At 61.5% G+C, this 23,969-nt stretch carries 22 protein-coding genes; 9 read left to right on the top strand and 13 right to left on the bottom strand.

Features of this window, described 5'->3' with window-relative positions:
- Positions 1-57: 57 nt before the first annotated feature.
- The 3 genes from ACV8MC_RS13905 to arsC are packed head-to-tail and all read right to left on the bottom strand — an operon-like array spanning position 58 to position 1,429.
- Complete coding sequence (locus tag ACV8MC_RS13905) at positions 58-483, bottom strand: DUF2069 domain-containing protein (protein WP_016773633.1); 426 nt, start codon at positions 481-483, stop codon at positions 58-60.
- Positions 483-1,079, bottom strand: a complete 597-nt coding sequence (wrbA, locus tag ACV8MC_RS13910; protein ID WP_041479575.1) for an NAD(P)H:quinone oxidoreductase — start codon at positions 1,077-1,079, stop codon at positions 483-485. Before wrbA ends, ACV8MC_RS13905 begins: the two co-directional genes overlap by 1 nt.
- Positions 1,076-1,429 carry an arsenate reductase (glutaredoxin) gene (arsC, locus tag ACV8MC_RS13915; RefSeq protein ID WP_056788121.1) on the bottom strand — a complete coding sequence of 118 codons (354 nt, stop codon included), beginning with the start codon at positions 1,427-1,429 and terminating at the stop codon, positions 1,076-1,078. The genes wrbA and arsC overlap by 4 nt, the downstream gene beginning before the upstream one ends.
- 113 nt (positions 1,430-1,542) lie before the next feature.
- Here arsC and ACV8MC_RS13920 point away from each other — a divergent pair, with 113 nt between their 5' ends.
- The gene (locus ACV8MC_RS13920; protein WP_457262318.1) at positions 1,543-2,010 is read left to right on the top strand and encodes a TlpA disulfide reductase family protein; all 468 of its coding nucleotides are present in this window, start codon (positions 1,543-1,545) and stop codon (positions 2,008-2,010) included.
- A gap of 238 nt (positions 2,011-2,248) precedes the next feature.
- Here the strand turns inward: ACV8MC_RS13920 and ACV8MC_RS13925 are convergent, their stop codons facing one another.
- On the bottom strand, positions 2,249-2,653 hold the full coding sequence (locus ACV8MC_RS13925; protein ID WP_041479578.1) for an META domain-containing protein: 405 nt from the start codon (positions 2,651-2,653) through the stop codon (positions 2,249-2,251).
- Entirely contained in the window at positions 2,653-3,087 is a 435-nt protein-coding gene (locus ACV8MC_RS13930) for a hypothetical protein (protein ID WP_095181583.1), read from the bottom strand. Before ACV8MC_RS13930 ends, ACV8MC_RS13925 begins: the two co-directional genes overlap by 1 nt.
- 134 nt (positions 3,088-3,221) lie before the next feature.
- Between ACV8MC_RS13930 and ACV8MC_RS13935 the strand changes: the two genes are divergently transcribed.
- Positions 3,222-3,680, top strand: coding sequence for a hypothetical protein (locus ACV8MC_RS13935; RefSeq protein WP_305381339.1), 459 nt, complete (start codon positions 3,222-3,224; stop codon positions 3,678-3,680).
- A 6-nt stretch (positions 3,681-3,686) separates the two neighbouring features.
- Here ACV8MC_RS13935 and ACV8MC_RS13940 read toward each other — a convergent pair whose 3' ends face one another.
- A complete protein-coding gene (locus tag ACV8MC_RS13940) occupies positions 3,687-4,676 on the bottom strand; it encodes a 2-hydroxyacid dehydrogenase (protein ID WP_150637580.1) in 990 nt (329 codons plus the stop codon).
- 81 nt (positions 4,677-4,757) lie between these two features.
- Positions 4,758-7,511, bottom strand: a complete 2,754-nt coding sequence (locus tag ACV8MC_RS13945; protein WP_056788622.1) for a response regulator — start codon at positions 7,509-7,511, stop codon at positions 4,758-4,760.
- Between the two features lie 206 nt (positions 7,512-7,717).
- Between ACV8MC_RS13945 and ACV8MC_RS13950 the strand changes: the two genes are divergently transcribed.
- From ACV8MC_RS13950 to ACV8MC_RS13980, 7 genes are all read left to right on the top strand, one after another.
- Complete coding sequence (locus tag ACV8MC_RS13950) at positions 7,718-8,440, top strand: response regulator transcription factor (protein WP_056788132.1); 723 nt, start codon at positions 7,718-7,720, stop codon at positions 8,438-8,440.
- The gene (locus tag ACV8MC_RS13955) at positions 8,427-9,851 is read left to right on the top strand and encodes a histidine kinase sensor domain-containing protein (protein ID WP_457262319.1); all 1,425 of its coding nucleotides are present in this window, start codon (positions 8,427-8,429) and stop codon (positions 9,849-9,851) included. Before ACV8MC_RS13950 ends, ACV8MC_RS13955 begins: the two co-directional genes overlap by 14 nt.
- 207 nt (positions 9,852-10,058) lie before the next feature.
- Positions 10,059-10,961, top strand: coding sequence for a cysteine synthase CysM (cysM, locus tag ACV8MC_RS13960; RefSeq protein ID WP_039757833.1), 903 nt, complete (start codon positions 10,059-10,061; stop codon positions 10,959-10,961).
- Positions 10,961-12,337 carry a 23S rRNA (uracil(1939)-C(5))-methyltransferase RlmD gene (gene rlmD, locus ACV8MC_RS13965; RefSeq protein WP_457262320.1) on the top strand — a complete coding sequence of 459 codons (1,377 nt, stop codon included), beginning with the start codon at positions 10,961-10,963 and terminating at the stop codon, positions 12,335-12,337. Before cysM ends, rlmD begins: the two co-directional genes overlap by 1 nt.
- A gap of 101 nt (positions 12,338-12,438) precedes the next feature.
- Complete coding sequence (gene relA, locus ACV8MC_RS13970; RefSeq protein WP_041479585.1) at positions 12,439-14,682, top strand: GTP diphosphokinase; 2,244 nt, start codon at positions 12,439-12,441, stop codon at positions 14,680-14,682.
- A gap of 133 nt (positions 14,683-14,815) precedes the next feature.
- The gene (gene mazG, locus ACV8MC_RS13975; RefSeq protein WP_024013963.1) at positions 14,816-15,649 is read left to right on the top strand and encodes a nucleoside triphosphate pyrophosphohydrolase; all 834 of its coding nucleotides are present in this window, start codon (positions 14,816-14,818) and stop codon (positions 15,647-15,649) included.
- 26 nt (positions 15,650-15,675) lie between these two features.
- Complete coding sequence (locus tag ACV8MC_RS13980) at positions 15,676-16,218, top strand: DUF2058 domain-containing protein (protein ID WP_016773645.1); 543 nt, start codon at positions 15,676-15,678, stop codon at positions 16,216-16,218.
- Between the two features lie 68 nt (positions 16,219-16,286).
- On the opposite strand, the gene ACV8MC_RS13985 is transcribed toward ACV8MC_RS13980, so the two are convergent.
- The 6 genes from ACV8MC_RS13985 to ACV8MC_RS14010 all read right to left on the bottom strand — a co-directional run bounded on the left by ACV8MC_RS13985 (position 16,287) and on the right by ACV8MC_RS14010 (position 23,768).
- Entirely contained in the window at positions 16,287-16,475 is a 189-nt protein-coding gene (locus ACV8MC_RS13985; protein WP_016773646.1) for a hypothetical protein, read from the bottom strand.
- Between the two features lie 387 nt (positions 16,476-16,862).
- The gene (gene fabB, locus ACV8MC_RS13990) at positions 16,863-18,083 is read right to left on the bottom strand and encodes a beta-ketoacyl-ACP synthase I (protein WP_016773647.1); all 1,221 of its coding nucleotides are present in this window, start codon (positions 18,081-18,083) and stop codon (positions 16,863-16,865) included.
- An 11-nt stretch (positions 18,084-18,094) separates the two neighbouring features.
- Positions 18,095-18,610, bottom strand: coding sequence for a 3-hydroxyacyl-[acyl-carrier-protein] dehydratase FabA (gene fabA, locus ACV8MC_RS13995; RefSeq protein WP_024013962.1), 516 nt, complete (start codon positions 18,608-18,610; stop codon positions 18,095-18,097).
- A 247-nt stretch (positions 18,611-18,857) separates the two neighbouring features.
- On the bottom strand, positions 18,858-20,762 hold the full coding sequence (locus ACV8MC_RS14000) for an ATP-binding protein (protein ID WP_457262321.1): 1,905 nt from the start codon (positions 20,760-20,762) through the stop codon (positions 18,858-18,860).
- Positions 20,759-21,691: a hypothetical protein gene (locus tag ACV8MC_RS14005; protein WP_056788143.1), complete on the bottom strand. Its 933-nt coding sequence runs from the start codon at positions 21,689-21,691 to the stop codon at positions 20,759-20,761. Before ACV8MC_RS14005 ends, ACV8MC_RS14000 begins: the two co-directional genes overlap by 4 nt.
- A gap of 1 nt (position 21,692) precedes the next feature.
- Complete coding sequence (locus ACV8MC_RS14010) at positions 21,693-23,768, bottom strand: TonB-dependent receptor plug domain-containing protein (protein ID WP_457262322.1); 2,076 nt, start codon at positions 23,766-23,768, stop codon at positions 21,693-21,695.
- Positions 23,769-23,969 lie beyond the last annotated feature (201 nt).

Raw genomic sequence — 23,969 nt, forward strand, 5'->3', positions numbered from 1 at the left:
CTCCCACCTCTGGAATGCATTCCCTGTGGGAGCGAGCCTGCTCGCGAAAGCGGTTGGTCAGGCGACGCTGATCTCGCCTTCGCCAGCCAATTTGCGATTCAACTGATAGCGCCAGCGCACATACAGCAGCGCCGAGCAGAACACCGCCAGGCTCGCGGCCATTTCCAGCAGGCCGAACAGCTGCCGGTTGGGGTCGTACGCCGCCAGAGCGCCTTTGATGAAGTACAGGTTCACCACAAAACACATCCACGAATGGCCACGGGCGCTGCCCATGATCATCGCCGGGGCGAGGACCAGCCACGGGATCAGTTCGACCAGCAGAATCACCCAAGGCCGCGCGCCATGCAGATCGGCGAACAGCAGGTAATAAACAGCGAGCAGACCGGCGAGGGCGAAAAAGCTCAGCAGGCTGAGCACGCGCATCGCCTTCACCCGTGGCTCTAGCCACTCTATCGAGGGCAGGACTTTCGGCTTCTTCGCCATCAGCCCACCAGCTTCTGTGCGGTTTTCGCCAGGCGCAGACCAAGTGCGCGACACAGCGCCACTTCGTGCTGATCAAGACCGTTCTTGCCGTCGGCACCGGCGTGATGGCTGGCCCCGTAAGGCGTGCCGCCACCTTCGGTTTCGAGCAGGGCCGATTCGCTGTAGGGCAGGCCGGTGATCAACATGCCGTGATGCAACAGCGGCAACATCATCGACAGCAGCGTGGTTTCCTGACCGCCGTGCAGGCTGGCGGTGGAGGTGAACACGCCGGCCGGTTTGCCGACCAGCGCGCCGGTCAGCCAGAGGTTGCTGGTGCCGTCGAGGAAGTACTTGAGCGGCGCGGCCATGTTGCCGAAACGCGTCGGACTGCCCAAGGCGAGGCCGGCGCAGTTCTTCAGATCATCGAGGCTGGCGTAGAGCGCGCCTTCAGCGGGAATCTCCGCCGCTACCGCTTCGCATTCGGTGGAAATCGCCGGCACTGTGCGCAGACGCGCTTCCATTCCGGCCTGCTCGATGCCACGGGCGATTTGCCGGGCCATCTCGTTGGTCGAACCGTTGCGGCTGTAATAGAGAACCAGAATGTACGGCGTGCTCATGGCAACAACTCCAGCACGTTTTCCGGTGGGCGACCGATGACGGCTTTGTCGCCTGCTTCAAGAATCGGCCGCTCCATGAGTTTCGGGTGCGTGGCGATGGCGTCGATCAGCTGCTGCTCGCTGAGGCTGGCGTCGGCCAGGTTCAGGGTTTTGTATTCGTCTTCACCGCTGCGCAGCAGCTGTCGCGCGCTGATCCCGAGCTTGCCGAGCAGGGCCTTGATCTGCGCGGCGCTGAGCGGCGTTTCCAGGTAGCGCACGACATTCGGATGCAAGCCGCGGGCTTCGAGCAGTTCCAGCGCGCCGCGGGATTTCGAGCAGCGCGGATTGTGATAAAGCGTCAGATCGGTCATGGCGGGTCGCTTCTGGCGTAAAGTGGCGGCTATTCTAACTGTGCGGCGCGCAATCCAGAACCGTCAGAGGCGATGGGTCGCAGGCGCTTTCGAATTTTCACAAGGAACACGACATGACACGGCGATTGGCAGCGGCATTGACGATAATCGGGGCGTTGATGCTGGGGGGCTGCGGTAATGATTACGGCATCGACCAGAACGGCCAGAAGGTAGCGTCCGAACGTCTGGACAAGCAGTGGGTGGTGCTCAATTACTGGGCCGAATGGTGTGGCCCGTGCCGCACGGAAATTCCCGAGCTGAATCATTTGGCTGATGAGCTCAATAGCAAGAATGTCGGGGTGTTCGGGGTCAATTTCGACAACGTGCAGGGCGCGGAGCTGAAAGAGGCGAGCGAGAAACTCGGCATCAAGTTCACCGTGCTGGCGCAGGATCCGGCCGAGCTGTTCGACCTGCCGCGCAGTGAGGCGCTGCCGGTGACGTTCATTATTGATGACAAGGGCAAGGTGCGTGAGCAGTTGCTGGGTGAGCAGACGGCGGCGGGGGTGATGGCGAAGCTGGAGGCGTTGCAGGCTACGAAGTAAACCGCCAGAAGCCCCTCACCCCAGCCCTCTCCCGGGGGGAGAGGGGGCCGACCGAGGTGTCTTTCGTCGTACATCGACCTGAGACACCGAGTTGATTATGGTCCCGTCAGACAGAATCCAGTCGATTATGGATTCGGCGAAGAATTACCACGTCGACATAACTCTTCAATATCCCCCAATCAGTCCCCTCTCCCTCTGGGAGAGGGCTAGGGTGAGGGCCTTGGCGATCCAGGGCGGATCAACCCTCTTCCAGCCACCAGCGCAACGGTTTGCCTTCAGCCGGCCAGAAGCGTATCTGCTCGATTGGCGAAATGTCCCAGCGCTCGACTTTTTCCAGCGCCTGCAAGAAGCGTTGTTCCTGCTCCATCAGCGCCGGGGCGCAGAGCTTGCGGGTCTTGCCGATCTTGCCGAAGCTCAGCTTGTCGCCGTCCTGCGTGTACGGCGCGAACCAATGATTACAGCCGCCGTTGCCGTAGGCGCGGCCGTCATCGCCGAGGGTCACGGTCAAATGGCTGTAATCCATCAGTGGCCGCTCGCCGATCCATTCCAGAATGTAGCTGCGGTTGTGCTGCAGTTGTACCGGCTCTGCGGCGCAACCAGCCAGGCCGACACCGATCAGTGCGGTCAGGGCGAGGCGTTTCATCATGCAGGCTCCTGGCATTTCGGGCACAGGTGCTTGTCGCCAGCGGTTTTCCAGCCGAGCTCGGCGATGCGCGCAGTGGCGGCGGGTTTCTCGGCGGTTTTGCCGAGTTTGGCATCCACGGCGAATTCGAAACTCAGCTCTTTCGCGCAGCTGTCGCAGTTGACCTGCCAGGTGTGAATGGCCAGTTCGCCAAACACCGGGCCTGTGGTCATTGCGGTCCATTGGCCTGGCGGATTGATCAAGTGGCGGACCGTGTCGACGGTCAGGCGCATGGACAAATCCTTGCTGCCTTTGAGGGTGACCAACAGGGCATCGCCGATGCGGATCGAGCCACCGTTACCGGTCACCTGATAGCGGCCCGGAACGAGGGCGCGGCATTCGGTGAGGGTGTGTTGCGGGTTCATCAGGGTGTAGCGGAAATCGTGTTCGACCATGGGTCCTCCAAATATGCGCGACATGCTAGCACGGGCTCGATTGCAGAATGATGCACGCGTGCGACCTTCGATCCGGTTCAAATGCGCCGACAGTCATGGCACACTGCCGGCCCCCGAATCTGAAGGAACGGAACATGGCGCTGATCGAATGTTATGAATGCAAGCGGAGCATCAGTTCCGAAGCGCTGGTGTGCATTCACTGCGGCGCGCCGATGGCCGAACATGTCGCCATGCAGGCGCAATCGACGGCGGCACCGGTGCAAGCCGCGACGATTTCCTTCGGCAGCCTGCCACGCAACAACGCAGTGCCCGAGGCGGTTGTGCCGCCAGTGTCCGAGCCTTTACCCAAAGTGATGCCGGCAGCGGCGGGGCGTCGCCGTCGTCAGCAGGCTGCGGAACAGGCGCGCCAGGAACAACAACCGCTCAACGCCGATGGCAGTCGCCCGGTGGAGGGCTGGCTGAAAATCATGGTGTTTCTGTTGCCAGCGTTTTTCGTCTGGTTCCTGCTGCGCAACGGCCATTCGAGCAAGCAGCGCCTGCTCGGTTTTGGCTGGCTGGGCTTGCTGATCCTGGCGTCTTCGCTGTCCAAGTAAAACGGTTCAACCCTCGACCTGGTTCTGCGGCGCACCTGCCGCCCAGGTCGCGATGTTGTGCAGGGTGGTCGCGGCAATCGCGCCCAGTGCTTCGCGGGTCAGAAACGCCTGATGCGCGGTGATGATCACGTTGGGAAACGTCAGCAGACGCGCCAACACATCGTCCTGCAACGGCAGGTCGGAGCGATCCTCGAAAAACAGCTGCGCCTCTTCCTCGTAAACATCCAGCCCCAGATACCCGAGTTGACCGTCCTTGAGCGCGTCGATCAGCGCCGGCGTGTCCACCAGCCCGCCACGCCCGGTGTTGATCAGCATCGCCCCCGCCTGCATGTGCGCCAGTGAATCGCGATTGATCAGGTGCTTGCTCTGCTCGTTGAGCGGGCAATGCAGGCTGATGATCCGCGACTGCGCGAGCAACTCCGGCAGGCTCAGATAACGTGCGCCCAACGCCAGCACCTCGGGATTGGGATACGGATCGTAGGCCAGCAATTCACAGCCGAAGCCGTGCATGATTTTCGCGAACGTTGCACCGATCTGTCCGGTGCCGACGATGCCGACGGTCTTGCCGACCAGATCGAAACCGGTCAGGCCATGCAGGCTGAAATCGCCTTCGCGGGTGCGGTTGTAGGCACGGTGCAAGCGACGATTGAGGGCGAGGATCAGCGCCACCGCATGTTCGGCCACGGCATGCGGCGAGTAGGCCGGCACACGCACGACGGCCAGGCCGAGGCGTTTCGCCGCCGGCAGGTCGACATGGTTGTAACCGGCCGAACGCAGGGCAATCAGCCGCGTACCGCCAGCCGCGAGGCGTTCGAGCACCGGGGCGCTGAGGTCGTCATTGATGAACGCGCAGACCACCTCGTGCTGCTCGGCCAGCGCCGCCGTATCGAGGCTCAGTCGCGCAGCTTGAAAATGCAATTCGAGCCCGGCCGGGCAGTCGGCGCCGAGAAAGCTGTCGCGATCGTAGGTCTGACTGCTGAAAAAGATTGTGCGCATGAATCCTCCTGGAACATCGACGCGGGCCGCAATGGCCCGCGACAACTGTAGCGCTTTGCGCGTGCAGCGCCTTGCCGTGGATCAGGCGCTGATGCGCGCCTGCGCTGCGAGTCGATTGATCGAGCGCTCCAGTTCATCCAGCGCGGCGGCGGCTTTCGGATCGTCCTGCTTGAGCAGGGTTTCGCTGCGCTGGCAGGCGGCGCGCAGTTGCGGCACGCCGCAATAACGGGTCGCGCCGTGCAAGCGGTGCACGCGTTCAAGCAGGGCATTCTGGTCGTGGCTGTCACGCGCGGCGCGAATCGCTTCGCGGTCGGCTTCCAGCGAGGCCAGCAGCATGGCGAGCATGTCTGCCGCCAGATCCGCTTTGCCCGCCGCCAGGCGCAAGCCTTCTTCGTGATCGAGCACCGGCAGTTCCTGCTGACTCGCCGCGCTGTCGCCGTTGCGCTCCGGCGCCTGATTGCGCAGGGCCAGCCCGGTCCACTTCAACACCACCTGCGCCAGTTGCCGCTCGCTGATCGGTTTGGTCAGATAGTCGTCCATGCCGCTTTGCAGCAGCGCGCGTTTTTCGTTGGCCATGGCGTGGGCAGTGAGGGCGACGATCGGCAGCGGCGTGCAATGCCGCTCGCTTTCCCACTGGCGAATGGTTTCAGTGGTCTGGCGACCGTCCATGCCCGGCATCTGCACGTCCATCAGCACCAGATCGAAAGATTCGCTCTGCACGGCTTTGACGGCCGCGTAACCGCTTTCGACCGCGAGCACCCGGGCGCCCATGTCTTCGAGCAGGGTCTGCACCAGCAACAGATTGGCCGGGTTGTCGTCGACACACAGGACGCGCGGCGCACGGCTGGACAGCGGCTCGCCCGGTTCGCTGCGGGTCTGGCGCGGATTGACCAGATCGGACAACGCCCGGCGCAGCTTGCGCGTACACGCCGGTTTGGCTTGCAGCTGGCTGTGCGGGTTGGGCACCGACAGATGAAACAGCGTCTGTTCGGTGGTCGGGCACAGCACCAAAACTTTGCAGCCCAGGTGTTCGAGGTCCCAGATGTGCTGGTTCAAGCGTTCCGGGAGCATGTCGTTGCTGGTGATGCCGATCACCGCCAGATCGATCGCCTGATCGGTCTGATGCGCGCCGGTAACGCCATTGCTCAGGCTCTCCAAAGTATTGAACGGCGTAACTTGCAGTCCGCAGTCTTCCAGCTGATGTTGCAAGGCCTGACGCGCCAGTTCGTGATTTTCCAGTACCGCCACGCGGCGTCCGAGTAATGGCGCAGCGGGCAGGTCTTCGGCGTCGTCGCGAGTCTTGGGCAGGCTCAGGCTGATCCAGAATTCCGAACCTTCGCCCGGGGTGCTGTCGACGCCGATCTCGCCGCCCATCTGCTCGATCAGGCGCTTGGAAATCACCAGCCCCAGGCCGGTGCCGCCGGGTTGGCGCGACAGCGAATTGTCGGCCTGACTGAAAGCCTGAAACAGCGCGCGCACATCCTGATTCGACAGGCCGATGCCGGTGTCCTGAATGCTGATGCGCAGTTGCACGCTGTCTTCGTGTTCGTCTTCGAGCATCGCCCGGGCGACGATGGTGCCTTCGCGGGTGAACTTGATCGCGTTGCTGACCAGATTGGTGAGGATCTGCTTCAGGCGCAGCGGATCGCCGACCAGCGACAGCGGCGTGTCGCGATAGACCAGACTGACCAGCTCAAGCTGCTTGGCGTGCGCGGCCGGGGCGAGAATGGTCAGGGTGTCTTGCAGCAGGTCGCGCAGGTTGAACGGAATGTGATCGAGCACCAGTTTGCCGGCCTCGATCTTCGAGAAGTCGAGAATCTCGTTGATGATTCCCAACAGGCTGTCGGCAGACTTTTCGATGGTGCCCAGATAGTCGAGCTGGCGCGGGGTCAGTTCGCTTTTCTGCAACAGGTGAGTGAAACCGAGAATGCCGTTGAGCGGCGTGCGGATCTCGTGGCTCATGTTGGCGAGGAATTCGGATTTGATCCGGCTGGCTTCCAACGCTTCTTTGCGCGCCAGGTCCAGTTCGATGTTCTGGATCTCGATGGTTTCCAGGTTCTGCCGCACGTCCTCGGTGGCCTGATCGACGCTGTGCTGCAATTCTTCGCGAGCATTCTGCAGGGTGCCGGCCATGCGGTTGATGCCCGAGGCCAGTTCGTCCAGCTCCTGGCTGCCGAGGGGCGGCAAGCGGGTTTCCAGATGACCGTCCTTGAGTTGCGCGACTGCCTGTTTGATCTGGCTCAGCGGACGGTTGATGGTGCGGCCCATGCGCAACGCGAGGAGGGCGGCGCCGGCAAGTCCGGCGGCGATCAGCAGCAGGCTGGCGAACAGGCTGCGATAGCCGCGCAGCAACATGCCGTTGTGCGACAGCTCCAGCTCGACCCAGCCGAGCAGGCGTTCGGATTCTTCGGGAATGATTTCACCGGCGAGGTTGCGGTGCTTGCCGAACACCGGCATCAGGTAGCGCGTCGCGTCATTGCCGCTGCGTCGTTGCAACAGCGCGCTGTCGCCGCTTGGTGCCTGATTGAGCATGGTCGGGCCGGCGTGGGCCAGTGGCGAGCGGTCCGCCGCGAGGAAGGTCACCGCGCGCACGTCGGGTTGTTCAAGGGACTGGGTGGCGATGCGTTCAAGCAGATCGGCGTCGCCGTGACCCATCGCCGGCGCCACCAGCGGCGCCAGTTGCTCGGCGATCATTTCGCCGCGCTGCATCAATTGGCTGTGCAGGTCGGTCTGCTGCGTCCAGGTGAAATAGCCACCTAGCACCAGCGCCATCAGGCTGGTCGGCAACAAGGTCAGCAACAGCACGCGACCTTTGATTCCCAGTTTCTTGAGCACGCCTATCTCCCGCATCCCGCTGATCTGTTGACACATGCGTGCATCCGGCACGCGACATGGGCGCAGTGTAGCGATTTGCAGGCGGGCAATCTTGCGGAAAATGCAGCGCCGCCGACGCACTCGTTCGTCCGACAGGCCAAGCTTGTGTTGCCCGCTGTCGGACAATCTTGAATAATCCGCCAACTGAGAATTACTTGCAGATACTCATGACTCCTGTTTCCGTTGGCCAGCCACGCATCCTTTCCATTGAAGACGATCCGGTCCTCGGCGCGTATGTGCACGAGCATCTGGGCCGCAGCGGTTTTCAGGTGACCTGGTGCCAGAACGGCCAGGAAGGTCTGAACATCGCCCAGCGCCAGCCTTTCGATGTAGTGCTGATGGATATTCTGCTGCCGGGGCTCGATGGTCTGCAGTTGTTGACGCAATTGCGGCAGAGCCATTCGACGCCGGTGTTACTGATGTCGGCGCTGGGTGCCGAGGCCGACCGCATCAGCGGTTTCCGCCTCGGTGCCGATGACTATCTGCCCAAGCCGTTCAGCATGGCCGAGCTGCATGTGCGCATCGAAGCGATCCTGCGCCGCGTGGCCCTGGATCGGCGCCCGCCTGCGGTTACCGCTGCGGTGGTCAGCGGCACCCTGCGTTTCGATGACGAACACTGCGACGTGTTCTTCGGCGAGCAAGCGGCCGGGTTGACCCGCAGCGAATTCCGTCTGCTGGAAACCCTGCACCGCAACAACGAGGAGGTGCTGAGCAAAGCCTTCCTTTATCAGCATGTCCTGCAACGCGGCTTTGCGGCGCATGACCGCAGCCTCGACATGCACATCAGCCAGATCCGTCGCAAACTCAAAGCCATCGGTTACACCGAGCGTGAAGTGCGCACGGTGTGGGGCAAGGGCTATGTCTTGAGTGGCGCCGATGAAACTGTCTGAGCTGCCGGGGCGGCATTCGCTGTTCTGGAAACTGGCGTGCCTGCTGGTGGCGTTCTGTCTGCTGATGATCTGGTTGAGCTGGTCGTGGGGCCGCTACATGGAGGAGCGCAATCAGTTCCTCTCCAGTGACGCGCGCAACACCCTCGGCCGTTATGCCGCGCAAGCCGAACAGGCGTGGCAGCGCGGCGGGCGCAATGGCGTCGATGACTGGTTGCAGAGCATGGAATTGCGCGAGGCCAGTTGGGTCGGGGTGATCGGCGCTGATTTGCAGTCGCTGAGCAGCCAGCCGTTGAACGCCGCAGAGGTGCAGCACCTGACCTTCCTGCGCGGCCTCGACTGGCCGATCCACAAGAAGGGCCGACCTTGGCTGCGGGTGCCGTTCCCGCAGGATCCGGCCGCCGGCATTCTGGTCATCGAGTTGCCTGAGCGCTTTGTTCCGGGCAAGTACCGGGTGTTCTGGCGGGTGATCACCAACGGCGTGATTCCCGGGCTGTTCACCCTGTTGCTCTGTGTCGGCCTGTATCGCCTGCTGGTGGTGCCGCTGAACAACCTGCGCGAACAGGCCAACGCCTGGCGCGCCGACCAGTTGAATGTGCGCCTGTCGAGCGGCATCACCCAGCGCCCGGATGAACTCGGTGAACTGGCGCGGGCCTTCGATTCCATGTCCGAGCGCCTGCAAACCACCGTCGCCTTGCAGCAGCAGTTATTGCGCGACTTGTCCCACGAACTGCGCACGCCGCTGAGCCGTCTGCGTGTGGCCAGCGAAAGCGAACAGGGCTTGCCGCAATTGCGCGAGCGCATCGGCCGCGAAGTCGACGGCATGCAGCGGCTGGTCGAAGACACCCTGCAACTGGCCTGGCTCGACACCGACCGCTCGCCGTTACCAAATGAAGCGATCCAGATTCAGGCACTGTGGGAAATGCTCACCGACAACGCCTGTTATGAAAGCGGCTGGCCGAGCCTGCAATTGCAATGCTCGGTCGAAGCTTCGTGTTGGGTGCGCGGCAACCTCAATACCCTCGCGCAAGCGCTGGAAAACATCCTGCGCAACGCCATTCGTCACTCGCCCGAGGGCGGCATCGTGCGTCTCGATGCACGGCGTGATGGCGAGTATTGGCATTTGTGGCTGGAGGATCAGGGCGGCGGCGTGGCTGACGAAGATCTGCAGCGGATCTTTTCGCCGTTCATTCGATTGGACGGATCGAGACCCGGGGATGGTGGCTTTGGCTTGGGTTTGAGCATTGCGCGTAATGCGGTGCAGCGCCAGGGCGGGTTGCTCTGGGCGGAAAATACCGGGGCGGGGCTGCGGTTGAATTTGTGCTTGTTGGCGGATGATGGTGTTGCGCCGACTGACGCTATCGCTGGCAAGCCAGCTCCCACAGGGAGTTTCTGCCAAACACAAATCGTGTGAGACTCGGTCTCTGTGGGAGCTGGCTTGCCAGCGATGAGGCCATCCGCATCGCTGCAGATGAAGTCTGGCGAACTTAAATGTCTCACCACTGGTGAGACTTTTGTGCCTTATTCCCATAAACCATAAGCACCGCACTTTGCGTGATATGGCCTGCGCGGGTTTGCCGGTATGATAGGCGCCCCCGCACGTCTGGATTGCGAATACGCCATGACCCTGCAGTACCCAACCATCGCCGATTGCGTCGGCAACACGCCGCTGGTGCGTTTGCAGCGCCTGCCCGGCGCCACCAGCAACACCCTTTTGCTCAAGCTCGAAGGGAACAACCCGGCGGGTTCGGTCAAGGACCGCCCGGCGTTGTCGATGATCACTCGCGCCGAGTTGCGCGGGCAGATCAATCCCGGCGATACGCTGATCGAGGCGACCTCCGGCAACACCGGCATCGCGCTGGCGATGGCCGCTGCGATCAAGGGTTACAAGATGATCCTGATCATGCCGGACAACTCCAGCGCCGAGCGCAAAGCGGCGATGACCGCTTACGGTGCCGAGCTTATCCTGGTGACTCAGGAAGAGGGTATGGAAGGCGCCCGCGATCTGGCCCAGCGTATGGAAGCCGAAGGCCGTGGCAAGGTGCTCGACCAGTTCGCCAATGGCGACAACCCGGAAGCGCACTACACCACCACCGGTCCGGAAATCTGGCGTCAGACCCAGGGCAGCATCACCCATTTCGTCAGTTCGATGGGCACCACCGGCACCATCATGGGCGTGTCGCGCTACCTCAAAGAACAGAGCGACAGCGTACAGATCGTCGGCCTGCAACCGATGGAAGGCTCGGCCATTCCCGGCATCCGCCGCTGGCCGCAGGAATACCTGCCGAAGATTTACCAGGCTGACCGCGTCGATCGCATCGTCGATATGGCGCAAAGCGAAGCCGAAGACGTGACCCGTCGTCTGGCCCGCGAAGAAGGCATCTTCTGCGGCGTGTCCTCGGGCGGTGCGGTGGCAGCGATGCTGCGCCTGTCCAAAGAAGTTGAAAACGCGGTGATCGTTGCGATCATCTGCGACCGTGGCGACCGTTATCTGTCGACCGGCATTTTCGACGCGCCCAACTGATGGCAAAGCACGAACGAGGCCTGCGCTTCCAGCCCACCGGCGGCAGCAAGGCGCCACAGATCCCGACCGGCAAAAAGCAGCGCTTGAGTATCGAGCGCCTGGCCAATGACGGTCGCGGCATCGCGTTTTTCGAAGGCAAAACCTGGTTCGTCCTCGGCGCCCTTGCCGGTGAAGAGGTCGAAGCACGGGTGCTCGGCGCCCACGGCAAAGTGGTCGAGGCGCGTACCGAGCGCGTGTTCACGGCCAGCGACGTGCGGCGCCCGGCAGCATGCCCACACTTCGGCCGCTGTGGCGGTTGCAGCGTTCAGCACTTGCCCCACGCTGAACAACTCGCCCTGAAACAGCGCATGCTCGCCGAGCAATTGTCGCGGGTGGCCGGTGTCGAACCGGAAGAGTGGGCGGCGCCGCTGACCGGCCCGGAATTCGGTTACCGTCGGCGCGCGCGCATCGCCGTGCGCTGGGACATGAAGGCAAAAAAACTCGAAGTGGGTTTCCGCGCTGCCGGCAGTCAGGACATCGTCGCGATCAGCGAATGCCCGGTGCTGGTACAGCCTTTGCAACCGATCATGACCCGCTTGCCAGAGATGCTGCGGCGCTTGAGCAAACCGCAGGCGCTGGGCCATGTCGAGTTGTTCAGCGGCTCATCTCTGGCGCTATTGCTGCGGCACATGGCGCCGTTGTCCGAAGCGGATCTGAGCATTCTCAAGGATTTCTGCCAGTTCCATGAAGCGCAGTTGTGGCTGCATGGCGAAGGTGAACCGCAACCGGTCGAAGCCGGTCAGAGCCTCGGCTATCGCCTGGAACAGTGGGATCTCGAGCTGGCGTACCGGCCGGGTGACTTCGTTCAGGTCAACGCCGGGGTCAACGAAGCGATGATCGCTCAGGCTCTGGACTGGCTTAAACCGACGGCTGAAGAACGCGTGCTCGACCTGTTTTGCGGGTTGGGAAATTTTGCGCTACCGCTGGCCAAAAGCGTCCGTGAAGTGGTGGCGGTGGAGGGTGTGCAGACCATGGTCGAGCGTGCCGCTGCAAATGCCATCAGTAACAATTTGCATAACACAAAGTTTTTTCAAGCCGATTTATCCCAGCCTTTGAGCGATGCCCAGTGGATCGGAAACGGCTTTTCTGCGGTACTCTTGGACCCACCGCGTGACGGTGCTTTCGAGGTGGTGCGCAAGCTCGCGACCCTGGGTGCCAAACGGTTGGTATATGTGTCGTGCAATCCGGCCACGCTGGCGCGCGACACGCAGGAATTGATCAAGCAGGGCTACCGGTTAAAACGTGCCGGGATTCTCGATATGTTTCCTCAGACGGCACATGTCGAGGCCATGGCGTTATTTGAAGCGAGCCAGGACGGCTCGTCTGAATCCGTCTGATCTGTCCGCGCAGCGCTCGCCTGAGCCCCGCGAGCGCGAACGGACACTGAGGATCAGCGATTTGACGCATTGAATCTGCGTCGTAGGGAAGGTAAAGCAGCATGGTACAGGTGAGAGCACACCAGCCGATCAACACCGACGGCAGTATCAATCTCGAGGCCTGGCTCGATCACGCGGTCAGTGTCGATCTGGCACTGGATCGCGAGGCCTTGAAAGAAGCCTGCGAGTTCGCTCGCGAGGCCGAACAGCAGTCCAATGCGAAGAAGAATCTGTGGGCCGAAGGCTCCGGCAGTTTCAGCACTGGCCTTGAGATCGCCGAGATCCTCGCCGACCTCAAGCTCGACCAGGATTCGCTGGTCGCCGCCGTTTTGTATCGCGGCGTGCGCGAAGGCCAGATCGAGCTGGCGGCCATCGGCCAGCGCTTCGGTCCGGTGGTGGCCAAGCTGATCGACGGCGTGCAGCGCATGGCGGCCATCAGCGCCAGTCTCAGCCCACGGCAATCGATGGTCATGGGCACCCAAGGGCAGGTCGAGAACCTGCGCAAGATGCTCGTGGCCATGGTCGATGACGTGCGCGTTGCGCTGATCAAACTGGCCGAACGCACCTGCGCCATCCGTGCGGTGAAAACCGCTGACGATGAAAAGCGCAACCGCGTCGCTCGCGAAGTCTTCGACATCTATGCGCCACTGGCGCATCGCCTCGGCATCGGTCACATCAAATGGGAACTGGAGGACTTGTCCTTCCGTTATCTGGAACCCGATCAATACAAACAGATCGCCAAGTTGCTCCACGAGCGGCGGCTGGATCGCGAGCGCTTCATCAGCGACGTGATGACCCAGCTCAAGGACGAACTGCAGGCCACTGGTGTCGATGCCGACATCAGCGGCCGGGCGAAACACATCTACTCGATCTGGCGCAAAATGCAGCGCAAGGGTCTGGAATTCAGCCAGATCTATGACGTTCGCGCCGTGCGCGTGCTGGTGCCGGAAATGCGCGACTGCTACACCGCGCTCGGTATCGTCCACACCCTGTGGCGGCACATCCCGAAAGAATTCGACGACTACATCGCCAACCCGAAAGAGAACGGCTACCGCTCGCTGCACACGGCGGTGATCGGCCCGGAGGGCAAGGTCCTCGAGGTGCAGATCCGCACCCACTCCATGCACGAAGAAGCCGAACTCGGCGTCTGCGCGCACTGGCGCTACAAGGGCACCGACGTCAAATCCGGCTCGAACCATTACGAAGAGAAAATTTCCTGGCTGCGTCAGGTGCTCGAATGGCATGAAGAGCTGGGCGATATCGGCGGTCTGGCCGAACAGTTGCGCGTCGACATCGAGCCTGATCGGGTTTACATCTTCACTCCCGACGGACACGCCATCGACTTGCCGAAAGGCGCGACGCCGCTGGATTTCGCCTATCGGGTGCACACCGAAATCGGCCACAACTGCCGGGGCGCGAAGATCAACGGGCGTATCGTGCCGTTGAACTACAGCCTGCAGACCGGCGAGCAGGTCGAGATCATCACCAGCAAGCACGGCACGCCGAGCCGCGACTGGCTGAACCCGAACCTCGGTTACGTCACCACCTCGCGCGCGCGGGCGAAGATCGTTCACTGGTTCAAGCTGCAGGCTCGCGATCAGAACGTTGCGGCCGGTAAAACCCTGATCGAGCGCGAACTCAATCGCCTCGGCCTGCCGGCGGTGGATTTCGACAAGCTGGCCGAAAAGGCCAACATGAAAACCGCCGAAGACATGTTCGCCGCCCTCGGTGCCGGCGACCTGCGTCAGGCGCATCTGGTCAACCTTGCGCAGCAATTGGTCGAACCGGAGCGCGGCAACGAGCAACTGGAGCTGATCCCGCGCAAGGCCACCGGTTACAAGCCGGGCAAGCGCGGCGATATCCAGATCCAGGGCGTCGGCAACCTGATGACGCAAATGGCCGGTTGCTGCCAGCCACTGCCGGGCGATGCGATTGTCGGTTACATCACCCAGGGCCGTGGTGTGAGTATTCACCGCCAGGACTGCGCCTCGGTGCTGCAACTGGGCGGGCGCGAGCCGGAGCGGATCATCCAGGTCAGCTGGGGGCCGGTGCCGGTGCTCACCTATCCGGTGGACATCATCATCCGCGCCTACGACCGTTCCGGGCTGCTGCGTGACGTCTCGCAGGTGCTGCTCAACGAGCGCATCAACGTGCTGGCGGTCAACACCCGCTCGAACAAGGAAGACAACACCGCGCTGATGTCGCTGACCATCGAGATCCCCGGTCTGGATGCGCTGGGGCGGCTGCTGGGGCGGATTTCGCAATTGCCGAACATCATCGAAACGCGGCGTAACCGTACCCCGTGATGCAATTGATTGTTCCCTGTGGGAGCGAGCCTGCTCGCGAAGAGGGCGTGTCAGTCGACATCTTTGTTGCAGACACAGCGCTTTCGCGAGAAGGCTCGCTCCCACAATGGTTTTGTGGTGAGACAGAAAAATGATGTACAGCCTCGAAGACCTGCTCCATCTGATGTCCCGTCTGCGCGATCCGCAGTTCGGTTGTCCGTGGGACATCAAGCAAACCTACGCGACCATCGTCCCACACACCCTCGAAGAAGCCTATGAAGTGGCCGATGCCATCGAGCGTGGCGATCTCGACCATTTGCAAGGCGAGTTGGGCGATCTGTTGTTTCAGGTGGTGTATTACAGCCAGTTGGCCAAGGAAGAAGGGCGGTTCGAATTTGCCGGGGTGATCGACAGCATCACGCGTAAACTGATCCGCCGTCATCCGCATGTGTTCCCGACGGGCGACCTGTACGCGCCGCTCGACGTGCCGCGCTTGAGCGAAGAGCAGGTCAAGCAGCGCTGGGAAGAGATCAAGGCCGAAGAGCGTGCCGAGAAAGCCTCGGCGCCCGAGCAGTTGTCCTTGCTCGACGACGTGCCGGCCACCTTGCCGGCACTGTCGCGCTCAGCCAAGTTGCAGAAGCGCGCCGGGCAGGTCGGTTTTGACTGGCCGGACGCTTTGCCGGTGCTCGACAAGGTGCGCGAAGAGCTCGATGAAGTGCTCGAAGCCATGTCCGAAAACGATCCGGTGGCGGTGGCCGACGAGATCGGCGATCTGCTGTTTTCCGTGGTCAATCTGGCCCGGCATCTGAAGGTCGATCCGGAAACCGCCTTGCGCGGCGCCAACGGCAAGTTTGAAAGACGTTTCCGTTTTATCGAACAGGCATTGCGCGACACCCACCGTCCCATGGAAGATTGCACCCTCGAAGAGTTGGACGCCCTGTGGGGCGAAGCCAAACGCCAGGAAAAGAATGAGCCCAGCTGCGGCTGAGCCGTTGCCCAAGTGAGTAAGCATTGATGAGCCTTTCCCTTCGCGACCAGTTGCTCAAAGCAGGCCTGGTCAACCAAAAGCAGGCCAAGCAGGTCAGCAAAGACAAGCAGAAGCAACAGCGCCTGGCCCACAAAGGCCAGGCCGAGCTGGACGATTCGCAGCAGCGCGCCGCCCAGGAAGCCATGGCCGAGAAGGTCAAGCGCGACCAGGAACTGAACCGTCAGCAGCAGGAGAAAGCCGAGGCCAAGGCCCGCGCCGCGCAGGTCAAGCAGTTGATCGAAGTCTCGCGTCTGCCCAAGCTGACCACCGAGGACTACTACAACTTCGTCGACGACAAGAAGGTCAAGCGCATCTCGGTCAACACGCTGATGCGCAACAAGCTCAGCAGCGGTTCGTTGGCGATCGTGCACCACAACGGCGGCTATGAAGTGATCCCCCGTGAAGCGGCGCTGAAGATCCAGGAGCGCGACCCGCAGCGCATCGTCCAGCTCAACGTGCAGACTGAGGAGGTCAACGCTGAGGACGATCCGTACGCGGCGTACCAGATCCCTGATGATCTGATGTGGTAAATCCACGGCTGTAAAAACGACGAACCCCGCTCATGGCGGGGTTTGTCGTTTTCAAATGCTGTGTTGTTTCAGGCGGACTTCAGTTCTCTTTGCTGTTCCTGCACTTCCAGTTCAGCCTTGTAGTTGTGGGCATCGATCTCGTTGTGGAACATGCCGACCAGCAAGTCTTGTTGATGCACATCCCAGATACGGATGCCGGCGGCCAGGCCTTCGTGGGACATGTGTGAATCGTCGCGTTCAGTTACTTTTACAGTCATCTGCTAGCTCCAGATCTCAAGTTACTGCACCAAGGCGTGTGCAGGACTCTGTTATAGGATTTGTTAGTCAGCTAAGTAAACTGCCAATTGGCGCAAGGTGTTGTTGCGAATTTCGCAACAAAGCTGCAGGCCGCGTAAACCGCGACATTCGGTCGCAGGCTAGTAAGTTTCATGACAGAAGTTTCATCTCCAGAACACCCTGAAACCCTGTGGGAGCTGGCTTGCCAGCGATGACGTCGGCACAGCAAACATCTCCGTTGCCTGACACTCCGCTATCGCTGGCAAGCCAGCTCCCACAGAGATCAGCGGTGTCCTAGCTAATTTTCAGGCAAAAAAAACGCCCCGAACCAGTCGGGGCGTTTTCAGGTGTGGCTCAGCAGCGGGGAATTACTTGCCTTCCCAGCGCTTCAGTACCAGCGTGGCGTTGGTGCCGCCGAAGCCGAAGCTGTTGCTCATCACGGTGTTGATGGTGGCGTTCTCGCGGGTCTTGGTCAGCACCGGCAGATCGGCCACTTCCGGGTCGAGCTCGTCGATGTTGGCGGAGCCGGCAATGAAGTTGCCTTCCATCATCAGCATGCAGTAGATCGCTTCGTGCACGCCGGCGGCGCCCAGGGAGTGACCGGACAGGCTCTTGGTCGAGCTGATCGCTGGAGCCTTGTCGCCGAACACTTCACGCACACCTTTCATTTCCGCAACGTCGCCGACCGGAGTCGAAGTGCCGTGGGTGTTCAGGTAGTCGATCGGGGTGTCGACGGTGGACAGCGCCTGCTGCATGCAGCGGATCGCGCCTTCGCCGCTTGGGGCAACCATGTCGTAGCCGTCGGACGTTGCGCCGTAGCCAACGATCTCGGCGTAGATCTTCGCGCCACGGGCCAGAGCATGTTCCAGCTCTTCAACGACAACCATGCCGCCGCCGCCAGCGATGACGAAACCGTCGCGGTCCTTGTCGTAGGCGCGGGAAGCTTGTTCCGGGGTGTCGTTGCGCTTGCTGGACAGGGCGCCCATCGCGTCGAACAGGAACGACTGGCTCCAGTGCTCTTCTTCACCGCCACCGGCGAAGACGATGTCCTGCTTGCCCATCTGGATCTGTTCCATGGCGGTACCGATGCAGTGAGCACTGGTGGCGCAGGCAGAAGCGATGGAGTAGTTCAGGCCCTTGATCTTGAATGGCGTGGCCAGGCAAGCGGAAACGGTGCTGCTCATGGTCCGCGTTACACGGTATGGGCCAACGCGCTTCACGCCTTTCTCGCGGAGGATGTCCAGCGCTTCCATCTGGTTCAGCGTGGAAGCACCACCGGAACCAGCGATCAGGCCGGTGCGCGGGTTGGACACCTGCTCTTCGGTCAGGCCGGAGTCAGTGATGGCGTCTTTCATGGCCAGGTAGGCGTAAGCCGCTGCATGACCGACGAAGCGATAGATCTTGCGATCGATCAGCTCTTCAAGGTTGAGGTCGATGGAGCCGGAAACCTGGCTACGCAGACCCATTTCAGCATATTCCGGGTTGAACCGGATGCCAGGGCGGCTTGCACGCAGGTTAGCGGAGACGGTCTCTTTGTCATTGCCCAGGCACGAAACGATGCCCAGACCAGTGATAACGACGCGGCGCATGCGAATAACCCTTAGAAGTTGTCAGTGGAGGTGAACACGCCGACGCGCAGGCCTTCGGCGGTGTAGATTTCGCGTCCGTCGACACTGACCGAACCATCGGCGATGGCCATGTTCAGCTTGCCCTTGAGGACGCGTTTGATATGAATGTTGTAAGTGACTTTCTTGGCGGTCGGCAGCACCTGACCGAAGAATTTCACCTCGCCCGAACCCAGCGCACGGCCGCGGCCCGGCAGGCCTTGCCAGCCCAGGAAGAAACCGACCAGTTGCCACATGGCATCCAGACCCAGGCAGCCCGGCATCACCGGATCGCCTTCGAAATGGCAGGCGAAGAACCACAGGTCAGGGTTGATATCCAGCTCGGCGACCAATTCACCTTTGCCGTACTTGCCGCCTTCTTCGCTGATATGGGTGATGCGATCCACCATCAGCATGTTCGGGGCGGGCAGTTGCGCGTTACCTGGGCCGAACAGCTCACCGCGACTGCAGCGCAGCAGGTCTTCCCGAGTAAAGGCGTTTTGTTTGGTCATGCGAGCTCCTCAATAATCCCATGCGGCAGGTGGGGCAGATCTTCCCGACCGTTCAAGGCATTCATGCCTCGAACCGGCAGCCTACTCATAGACTATTGCGTTGTGGTGAAAGTCACAGCACCAAGGACATGAATGTACACTTGTGCACTGAAATTTTTAATCAAGCCCCTTTTGGGGCTCGTTCGGGTGCCTAAGACTGCCGCACTTTCGCTTTTCACGCCAGTCGCAGATGGTCGAAAGACCCACACTACGACACCCAGCGCTGCAAAATCTGCTGCAGGTCATTGCGTTTGAACGGCTTGGCCAGGTAATCGTTCATCCCCGCTGCCAGACAGGTTTCGCGATCGCCCTGCAAGGCGTTGGCGGTCAGCGCGATGATCGGCACATCGCGGCGTCCGGGGAGGGCGCGGATCTGCCGCGTGGCCTCGTAGCCGTCGATGATCGGCAGCCGGCAGTCCATCAAAATCACTTCGAACTCGCTGCCCTCGGCACTGCGCACCGCTTGCGCGCCATCGGTCGCCACGCTGACGGCAAAGCCGAGGCTGCGCAGCATCGCTTCGATCACGGTCTGGTTGACCGGGTTGTCTTCGACCAGCAACACATGGCGTCCTTCACCCTGACCACTACCGTTCGGCGCTCGCGGCGCGGCCAGCGCTGGCATTGCCTGCTTATATAGCGCCAATGGAATTTCCAGAGTGAATACCGAACCGCGTCCTTCCTCACTCTGCGCGCGCAACGTACCGCCCATGCGTTCGGCCAGCGTCCGCGCGATCGGCAGACCAAGCCCGGTGCCACCGTAACGACGGGAGATCGAACTGTCGGCCTGCTGGAAGGCATTGAACATCAGCTCCAGGCTCTGCGATGAAATGCCGATGCCGCTGTCACGCACCGAGCAGGTGAACCACAGCAGTTCATGGTCCAGCGATTGCCATTGCGCCTCGATGCTGACCCGGCCCTGCTCGGTGAACTTCAAGGCATTGCCAACCAGGTTGACCAGAATCTGCCGGATCCGCGTCGGATCGCCCTGCACCTGCAAGCCGCGCATGTCGTCGGGAATGCGCAGATTCAGTGCCAGGCCTCGCTGCACCGCGCTGTGCTGGAACGATTGCGCGCAGGCGCCGATCAGCTCGGCGAGATTGAACGGGATGTGCTCCAGCTCCAGCTCCGAACGCTCGATTCGCGAGAAGTCGAGAATGTCATTGATGACCTTGAGCAAGTGCTCGGTCGACTCCGAAGCAAGCGCGGCGTATTCGACCTGCTCCTCGGTCATCTCGGTGGTTTCAAGCAACTGCAACATGCCCAGCACGCCGTTCATGGGCGTGCGCAGTTCATGGCTCATCATCGCCAGAAAGTCGGATTTGGCGTTGTTGGCCTTCTCCGCTTCTTCGCGGGTCTGGATCAGTTGCGCCATCGCTTGCTGCTGTTCGCGACTGGCCTGCTCCAGCGCCTGAGCAAGGTTGTTGATGTGCTGCGACAGTGCGCCCAGTTCGGTGTCGTCGACAATCGGCAGCGGGGTTTTGTAGTCGCCTTCCTGAATCGCCTTGACCGCATCGCCAATATCACGGATCGGCTGCGACAGACTGCCGGCCAGACGACGGGCGACGACGAAGGTGAAGAGCAGAGCGAACAGCGCGAGAACCCCGGCTTTGAACAGGATCTCCTGCTGGCGCTGACTGAAAGCGTCATTGGACAGCCCGACGATCACTCGCCCGAGATAATCCTCGCCGGCGGCGCTGTTGCTGACTTTGCCGTCCTGGAAGAAATCGTTGTGCAAGGCGATTCGTTGCAAACGCACTGGTGCCTGGAACACTTCGACCTGGTGCGGGCGGCTGTGGCTATCGGCCGGTTGTTCGACGTACACCAGGATCCGGTTGGCGCTGTCCTGCACTTCGAGAAAGCGCACGTTGGGCGTGGCGAGTGTCGCCTTGAGCAGGCTTTCCAGCACTTCGTTGTTGCCGGAGATCACCCCGTATTCCGTGGCAGGCGCCAGTTGGTTGGCAATCAACTGGCCAGTGTGGTTCAGCTCCTGACGCAAATCCTGAATGCGCACGAAGGTAAAGAAACTGATCAACAGCAACGTCAGCAGCAGCGCCGGGCCGAGGCTGATCAGCTGCGTGCGGGTGTTGATGTCCCAACGGCGGCGGAAATTCATGGGCGGCGCTCTCCTTCGGCCAAGGCACTGGCGACAGATGCTTCATTCAACGGTTCGATGCCTAAGGAACGAGCCACCTGCGCATTACTTGAGACTTTGAAACGAGCGGGGTAAAGCGTTCGCGGCCATGCGCTGGTGGGCTGATCGAGCAAATGATCGAGAATCGCCAGCCAGTCGCTCTGGTCGCTGTAGGTACTGGCGAGGCTGCCAGCGCGAACGAATGCAATGTTGGGGCCGATCAGCGCAACCTGCCGCGAGTAGCTGCTGAGCAAAAGGTTTTTCGCCGTTTGCGAGTTGTACAGATCGGGGTCATCGAGGCCGAGCAAGACGTCGCTGCTTTTCAGCACCGCTTGCAGCGGACGGCTGTCGTGAATGTTGTCCCAGCGCTGACTGACAATCTCCAGGTTCAATGGCCGCGCAGCCACGCGCAATTCGTCGAGCAGGAACTCGCCGTGTTCATCGAACAGCACACCGACCCGCCGGGCCTGCGGCAAGATCCGCCGGATCAGTTGCAATTGCCGGCTCAGCGGTGGGTCGCTCCAGAGCAGACTCAGGCGCGCCGGTTGGGCATCGGCGAAACGCTGGCGCGCCTGCAAGCGGCTGATGCGCAACACCAGCGTCGATGGGCCTTGTGAGTCTTGCAGGCGCCAGTCGAGGCTGGGCAGGTCGAGCAGAATCAAGCGCAGACTGGCCGGTAATTTGCCCGGTGCCGGCAAACTGGCCAGCGGCTGGAACCGCACATTGTCGGTCGGGCGCAGTTCACTCAGTGCTTGCACGAAGGCCTGCACGCCGGGGCTTTCCTCGGCGCCGGTCAACAAAATATCCGCCGCTTGCACCGCGACCCCGTGCAGCCACGCGGTCAAGAACAGGCAGAGCCCCGCCAGCCAGTGGCCAAGGGTTGGCGTCTTCCGTGACGGGCCGTTGCGCATCCTAGAACTCCAGCTCGGCACTGAAATACATTACCCGGCGTTCATCGTAATTATTGTCGACGAAGGTATTCGGCTGATGATCGAGGCGCTGTTGCAGCACGCCGGCCAATTGCAGCTGAGCTTTGCCAATGGCGATGCGTTTGGCGATGCGCGTGTCGAAGCGTTCGAAGCGATAGCCGTTGAGCGCGTTGTCACCGTAATAGAAGAGGGCGCTGTTCCAGCCATGCCCCCAGTTGCGCAGCCAACCGGCGGAACCGCTGTTGCGCGAGGTCAACTGCTGATCCAGCGGATTGCTCGCCTCGGCGTCGACGAAGGCGTAGGTCAAACGCAAACGGTCGGCGCTATTGAGGCGCCAGTCGAGTTGCGTTTCGGTGCCGCGAAAGCGCGAGCTGTTGGCATTGCTGGCGATGTACTGATTGTTGCGCAGCGGCTCGCTGATCATCCCAGTGATTTCGTCGTAGAACAGCTTCACGTCGACGGCCAGTCCGAGCTCGGCGAAGTAGCCGTTGTAGCCCAATTCCCGCGAGCGCATGTGTTCCTGATCGAGATCGCCGGGGCCGCGGGTCTTGACGAAATAACGCGCCGACGACTGGCCATAGGCCGAGGGTCGCAGGTTGCTGACCTGATAGCTCCAGTTGACGTTGTTTTCGAACATGTCCGGCGAACGGATTGCCTCCGAGTACACCGCGCGCAGGCCGTGACGCGGGTTGATCAGGTAGTTGACCGCGAAGCGCGGGGTCAGCGAACTGCCGATCAGTTGCGTGTCTTCGAACATCGCACCGCCCTGCACCAGCCAGTGCTCGGTAGCGCGCCATTCCAGTTGGCCGAAGGCGCGCCAGGTGGTGTCGTCGAGGGTGCCGTTGAAGTAGGTTTCGGAATCGGCGCGGTCGTAGCGGTAATTCAGGCCGCTGACCAGACGCAGGCTGTCTGCCAGGCTGAGGGTGTCCTGCAGTTCGAGGTCGTAACGCGACTCGCGGGCGCTCTGGTCGATATCGCCGCACAAGGTCTGGCTGGCGCCGTTGCGCCATTGCTCAAACACTTGATTGGCCAGCGCCATTTCCTGCGGCGTGCCGGGCGCAGCGCCGGGGCCGGTGAACTGAGTGATGTTGCGCGCCAGCCGTTCGGTGTAATTCGGGTTGAGCTGCCACAGCTGCGTCAGTTCAGGGCTGAACGACACTTCGGCATCGCAGGCGCGCCAGACCTGCTGGCGATCCCAGTGCTGCGCCGAACCTTGCACATAGAGGCTGTGTTCGGGATTGATGTCGAGGTTCCAGCGCACCGAACCGGCGTAATCCTTGGCCACCACGTCGGAATTGTTCCCGGCGTCGGTAATCCCAGAGAACACCGGGCGGTAGGTATAAGGCCGCTGATTGCTGCCGTCTTTGGCGTTGAGCTGCCAGTCGAGGCTTTGATCTTCATTGAGATCATGGCTGACCGCCAAGCTCAGACGGTTCAAGCGCCGACTGTCGCGATAATCGGCGCCGTTGCGGTCGCTGTCGAAACCGTCGTCTTCCTGGCCGGACAGCGACAGGCGCAGATCGCCGCCATCCCAACCAGTGCCCTGGCTGGCATAAAAGTCGTTGATGCCACGCTGGCCACGGGTGATTTTCAAGCGCGTGCCGTGGCTGTCGGCCGGGTGGCGAGTGATGATGTTGATCACTGCCATCAACGCATTGGCGCCGTAGCTGACGGTGTTCGGACCGCGAAACACCTCGATCCGGTCAATGTCTTCCATCGCTACCGGGATATCGCTCCAGTCCACCGTCGCCAGCCCGGCGCGATACACCGAACGGCCATCGATCAACACCTGCATGCGCCGCGCTTCGCTGGCGTTGGTGCCGTGGTAATTCACCGCTGGCTGATTGCCGTTGATGCTGCCAACCATCATCCCCGGTACCAGTCGCAGCAATTCGCTGATGTCGCGGGCGCCGCTGGCGCTGATCAATTCGCTGTCGAGAACGGTCATGCTCCCCGGTACTTCGGCCGGGGTCTGCTTCAGGCGCGTGGCCGTAAGCACCGGCGGCAGCGTCTGGCTGTCGACGAACAGATCGTCCGCCAGCACCAGCGGGCTGAACATCAGCGCGAGTAACAGGGGCGAGCGCGGGGAAGGAGGGCCAGAAAACACGACACAGCCTGCAGAGAGAAGAATTGGCGCGCATGTTAACCGAGGGCTGCGACTTTTCCAGTGACGTTGCAGGCATTTTCCTAGGTTTTATCGGTCTTCTTCCTACAAATGTCGGTAATTGTTGCTGGGGCTGGCCGCCACCGGGTCGCCCCG

Source organism: Pseudomonas sp. PK-RTE-24 (assembly GCF_054052265.1).

What these genes read in the sequence shown, in the direction of transcription:
- cysM (WP_039757833.1), top strand. Translation starts at nt 10,059, where the DNA reads ATGACCCTGCAGTACCCAACCATCGCCGATTGCGTCGGCAACACGCCG.
- ACV8MC_RS13955 (WP_457262319.1), top strand. Translation starts at nt 8,427, where the DNA reads ATGAAACTGTCTGAGCTGCCGGGGCGGCATTCGCTGTTCTGGAAACTG.
- rlmD (WP_457262320.1), top strand. Translation starts at nt 10,961, where the DNA reads ATGGCAAAGCACGAACGAGGCCTGCGCTTCCAGCCCACCGGCGGCAGC.
- wrbA (WP_041479575.1), bottom strand. Translation starts at nt 1,079, where the DNA reads ATGAGCACGCCGTACATTCTGGTTCTCTATTACAGCCGCAACGGTTCG.
- ACV8MC_RS13925 (WP_041479578.1), bottom strand. Translation starts at nt 2,653, where the DNA reads ATGAAACGCCTCGCCCTGACCGCACTGATCGGTGTCGGCCTGGCTGGT.
- arsC (WP_056788121.1), bottom strand. Translation starts at nt 1,429, where the DNA reads ATGACCGATCTGACGCTTTATCACAATCCGCGCTGCTCGAAATCCCGC.
- ACV8MC_RS13940 (WP_150637580.1), bottom strand. Translation starts at nt 4,676, where the DNA reads ATGCGCACAATCTTTTTCAGCAGTCAGACCTACGATCGCGACAGCTTT.
- ACV8MC_RS13920 (WP_457262318.1), top strand. Translation starts at nt 1,543, where the DNA reads ATGACACGGCGATTGGCAGCGGCATTGACGATAATCGGGGCGTTGATG.
- ACV8MC_RS13980 (WP_016773645.1), top strand. Translation starts at nt 15,676, where the DNA reads ATGAGCCTTTCCCTTCGCGACCAGTTGCTCAAAGCAGGCCTGGTCAAC.
- fabB (WP_016773647.1), bottom strand. Translation starts at nt 18,083, where the DNA reads ATGCGCCGCGTCGTTATCACTGGTCTGGGCATCGTTTCGTGCCTGGGC.
- ACV8MC_RS13905 (WP_016773633.1), bottom strand. Translation starts at nt 483, where the DNA reads ATGGCGAAGAAGCCGAAAGTCCTGCCCTCGATAGAGTGGCTAGAGCCA.
- fabA (WP_024013962.1), bottom strand. Translation starts at nt 18,610, where the DNA reads ATGACCAAACAAAACGCCTTTACTCGGGAAGACCTGCTGCGCTGCAGT.
- mazG (WP_024013963.1), top strand. Translation starts at nt 14,816, where the DNA reads ATGTACAGCCTCGAAGACCTGCTCCATCTGATGTCCCGTCTGCGCGAT.
- ACV8MC_RS14000 (WP_457262321.1), bottom strand. Translation starts at nt 20,762, where the DNA reads ATGAATTTCCGCCGCCGTTGGGACATCAACACCCGCACGCAGCTGATC.
- ACV8MC_RS14010 (WP_457262322.1), bottom strand. Translation starts at nt 23,768, where the DNA reads ATGTTCAGCCCGCTGGTGCTGGCGGACGATCTGTTCGTCGACAGCCAG.
- ACV8MC_RS13935 (WP_305381339.1), top strand. Translation starts at nt 3,222, where the DNA reads ATGGCGCTGATCGAATGTTATGAATGCAAGCGGAGCATCAGTTCCGAA.
- ACV8MC_RS13930 (WP_095181583.1), bottom strand. Translation starts at nt 3,087, where the DNA reads ATGGTCGAACACGATTTCCGCTACACCCTGATGAACCCGCAACACACC.
- relA (WP_041479585.1), top strand. Translation starts at nt 12,439, where the DNA reads ATGGTACAGGTGAGAGCACACCAGCCGATCAACACCGACGGCAGTATC.
- ACV8MC_RS13950 (WP_056788132.1), top strand. Translation starts at nt 7,718, where the DNA reads ATGACTCCTGTTTCCGTTGGCCAGCCACGCATCCTTTCCATTGAAGAC.
- ACV8MC_RS14005 (WP_056788143.1), bottom strand. Translation starts at nt 21,691, where the DNA reads ATGCGCAACGGCCCGTCACGGAAGACGCCAACCCTTGGCCACTGGCTG.
- ACV8MC_RS13985 (WP_016773646.1), bottom strand. Translation starts at nt 16,475, where the DNA reads ATGACTGTAAAAGTAACTGAACGCGACGATTCACACATGTCCCACGAA.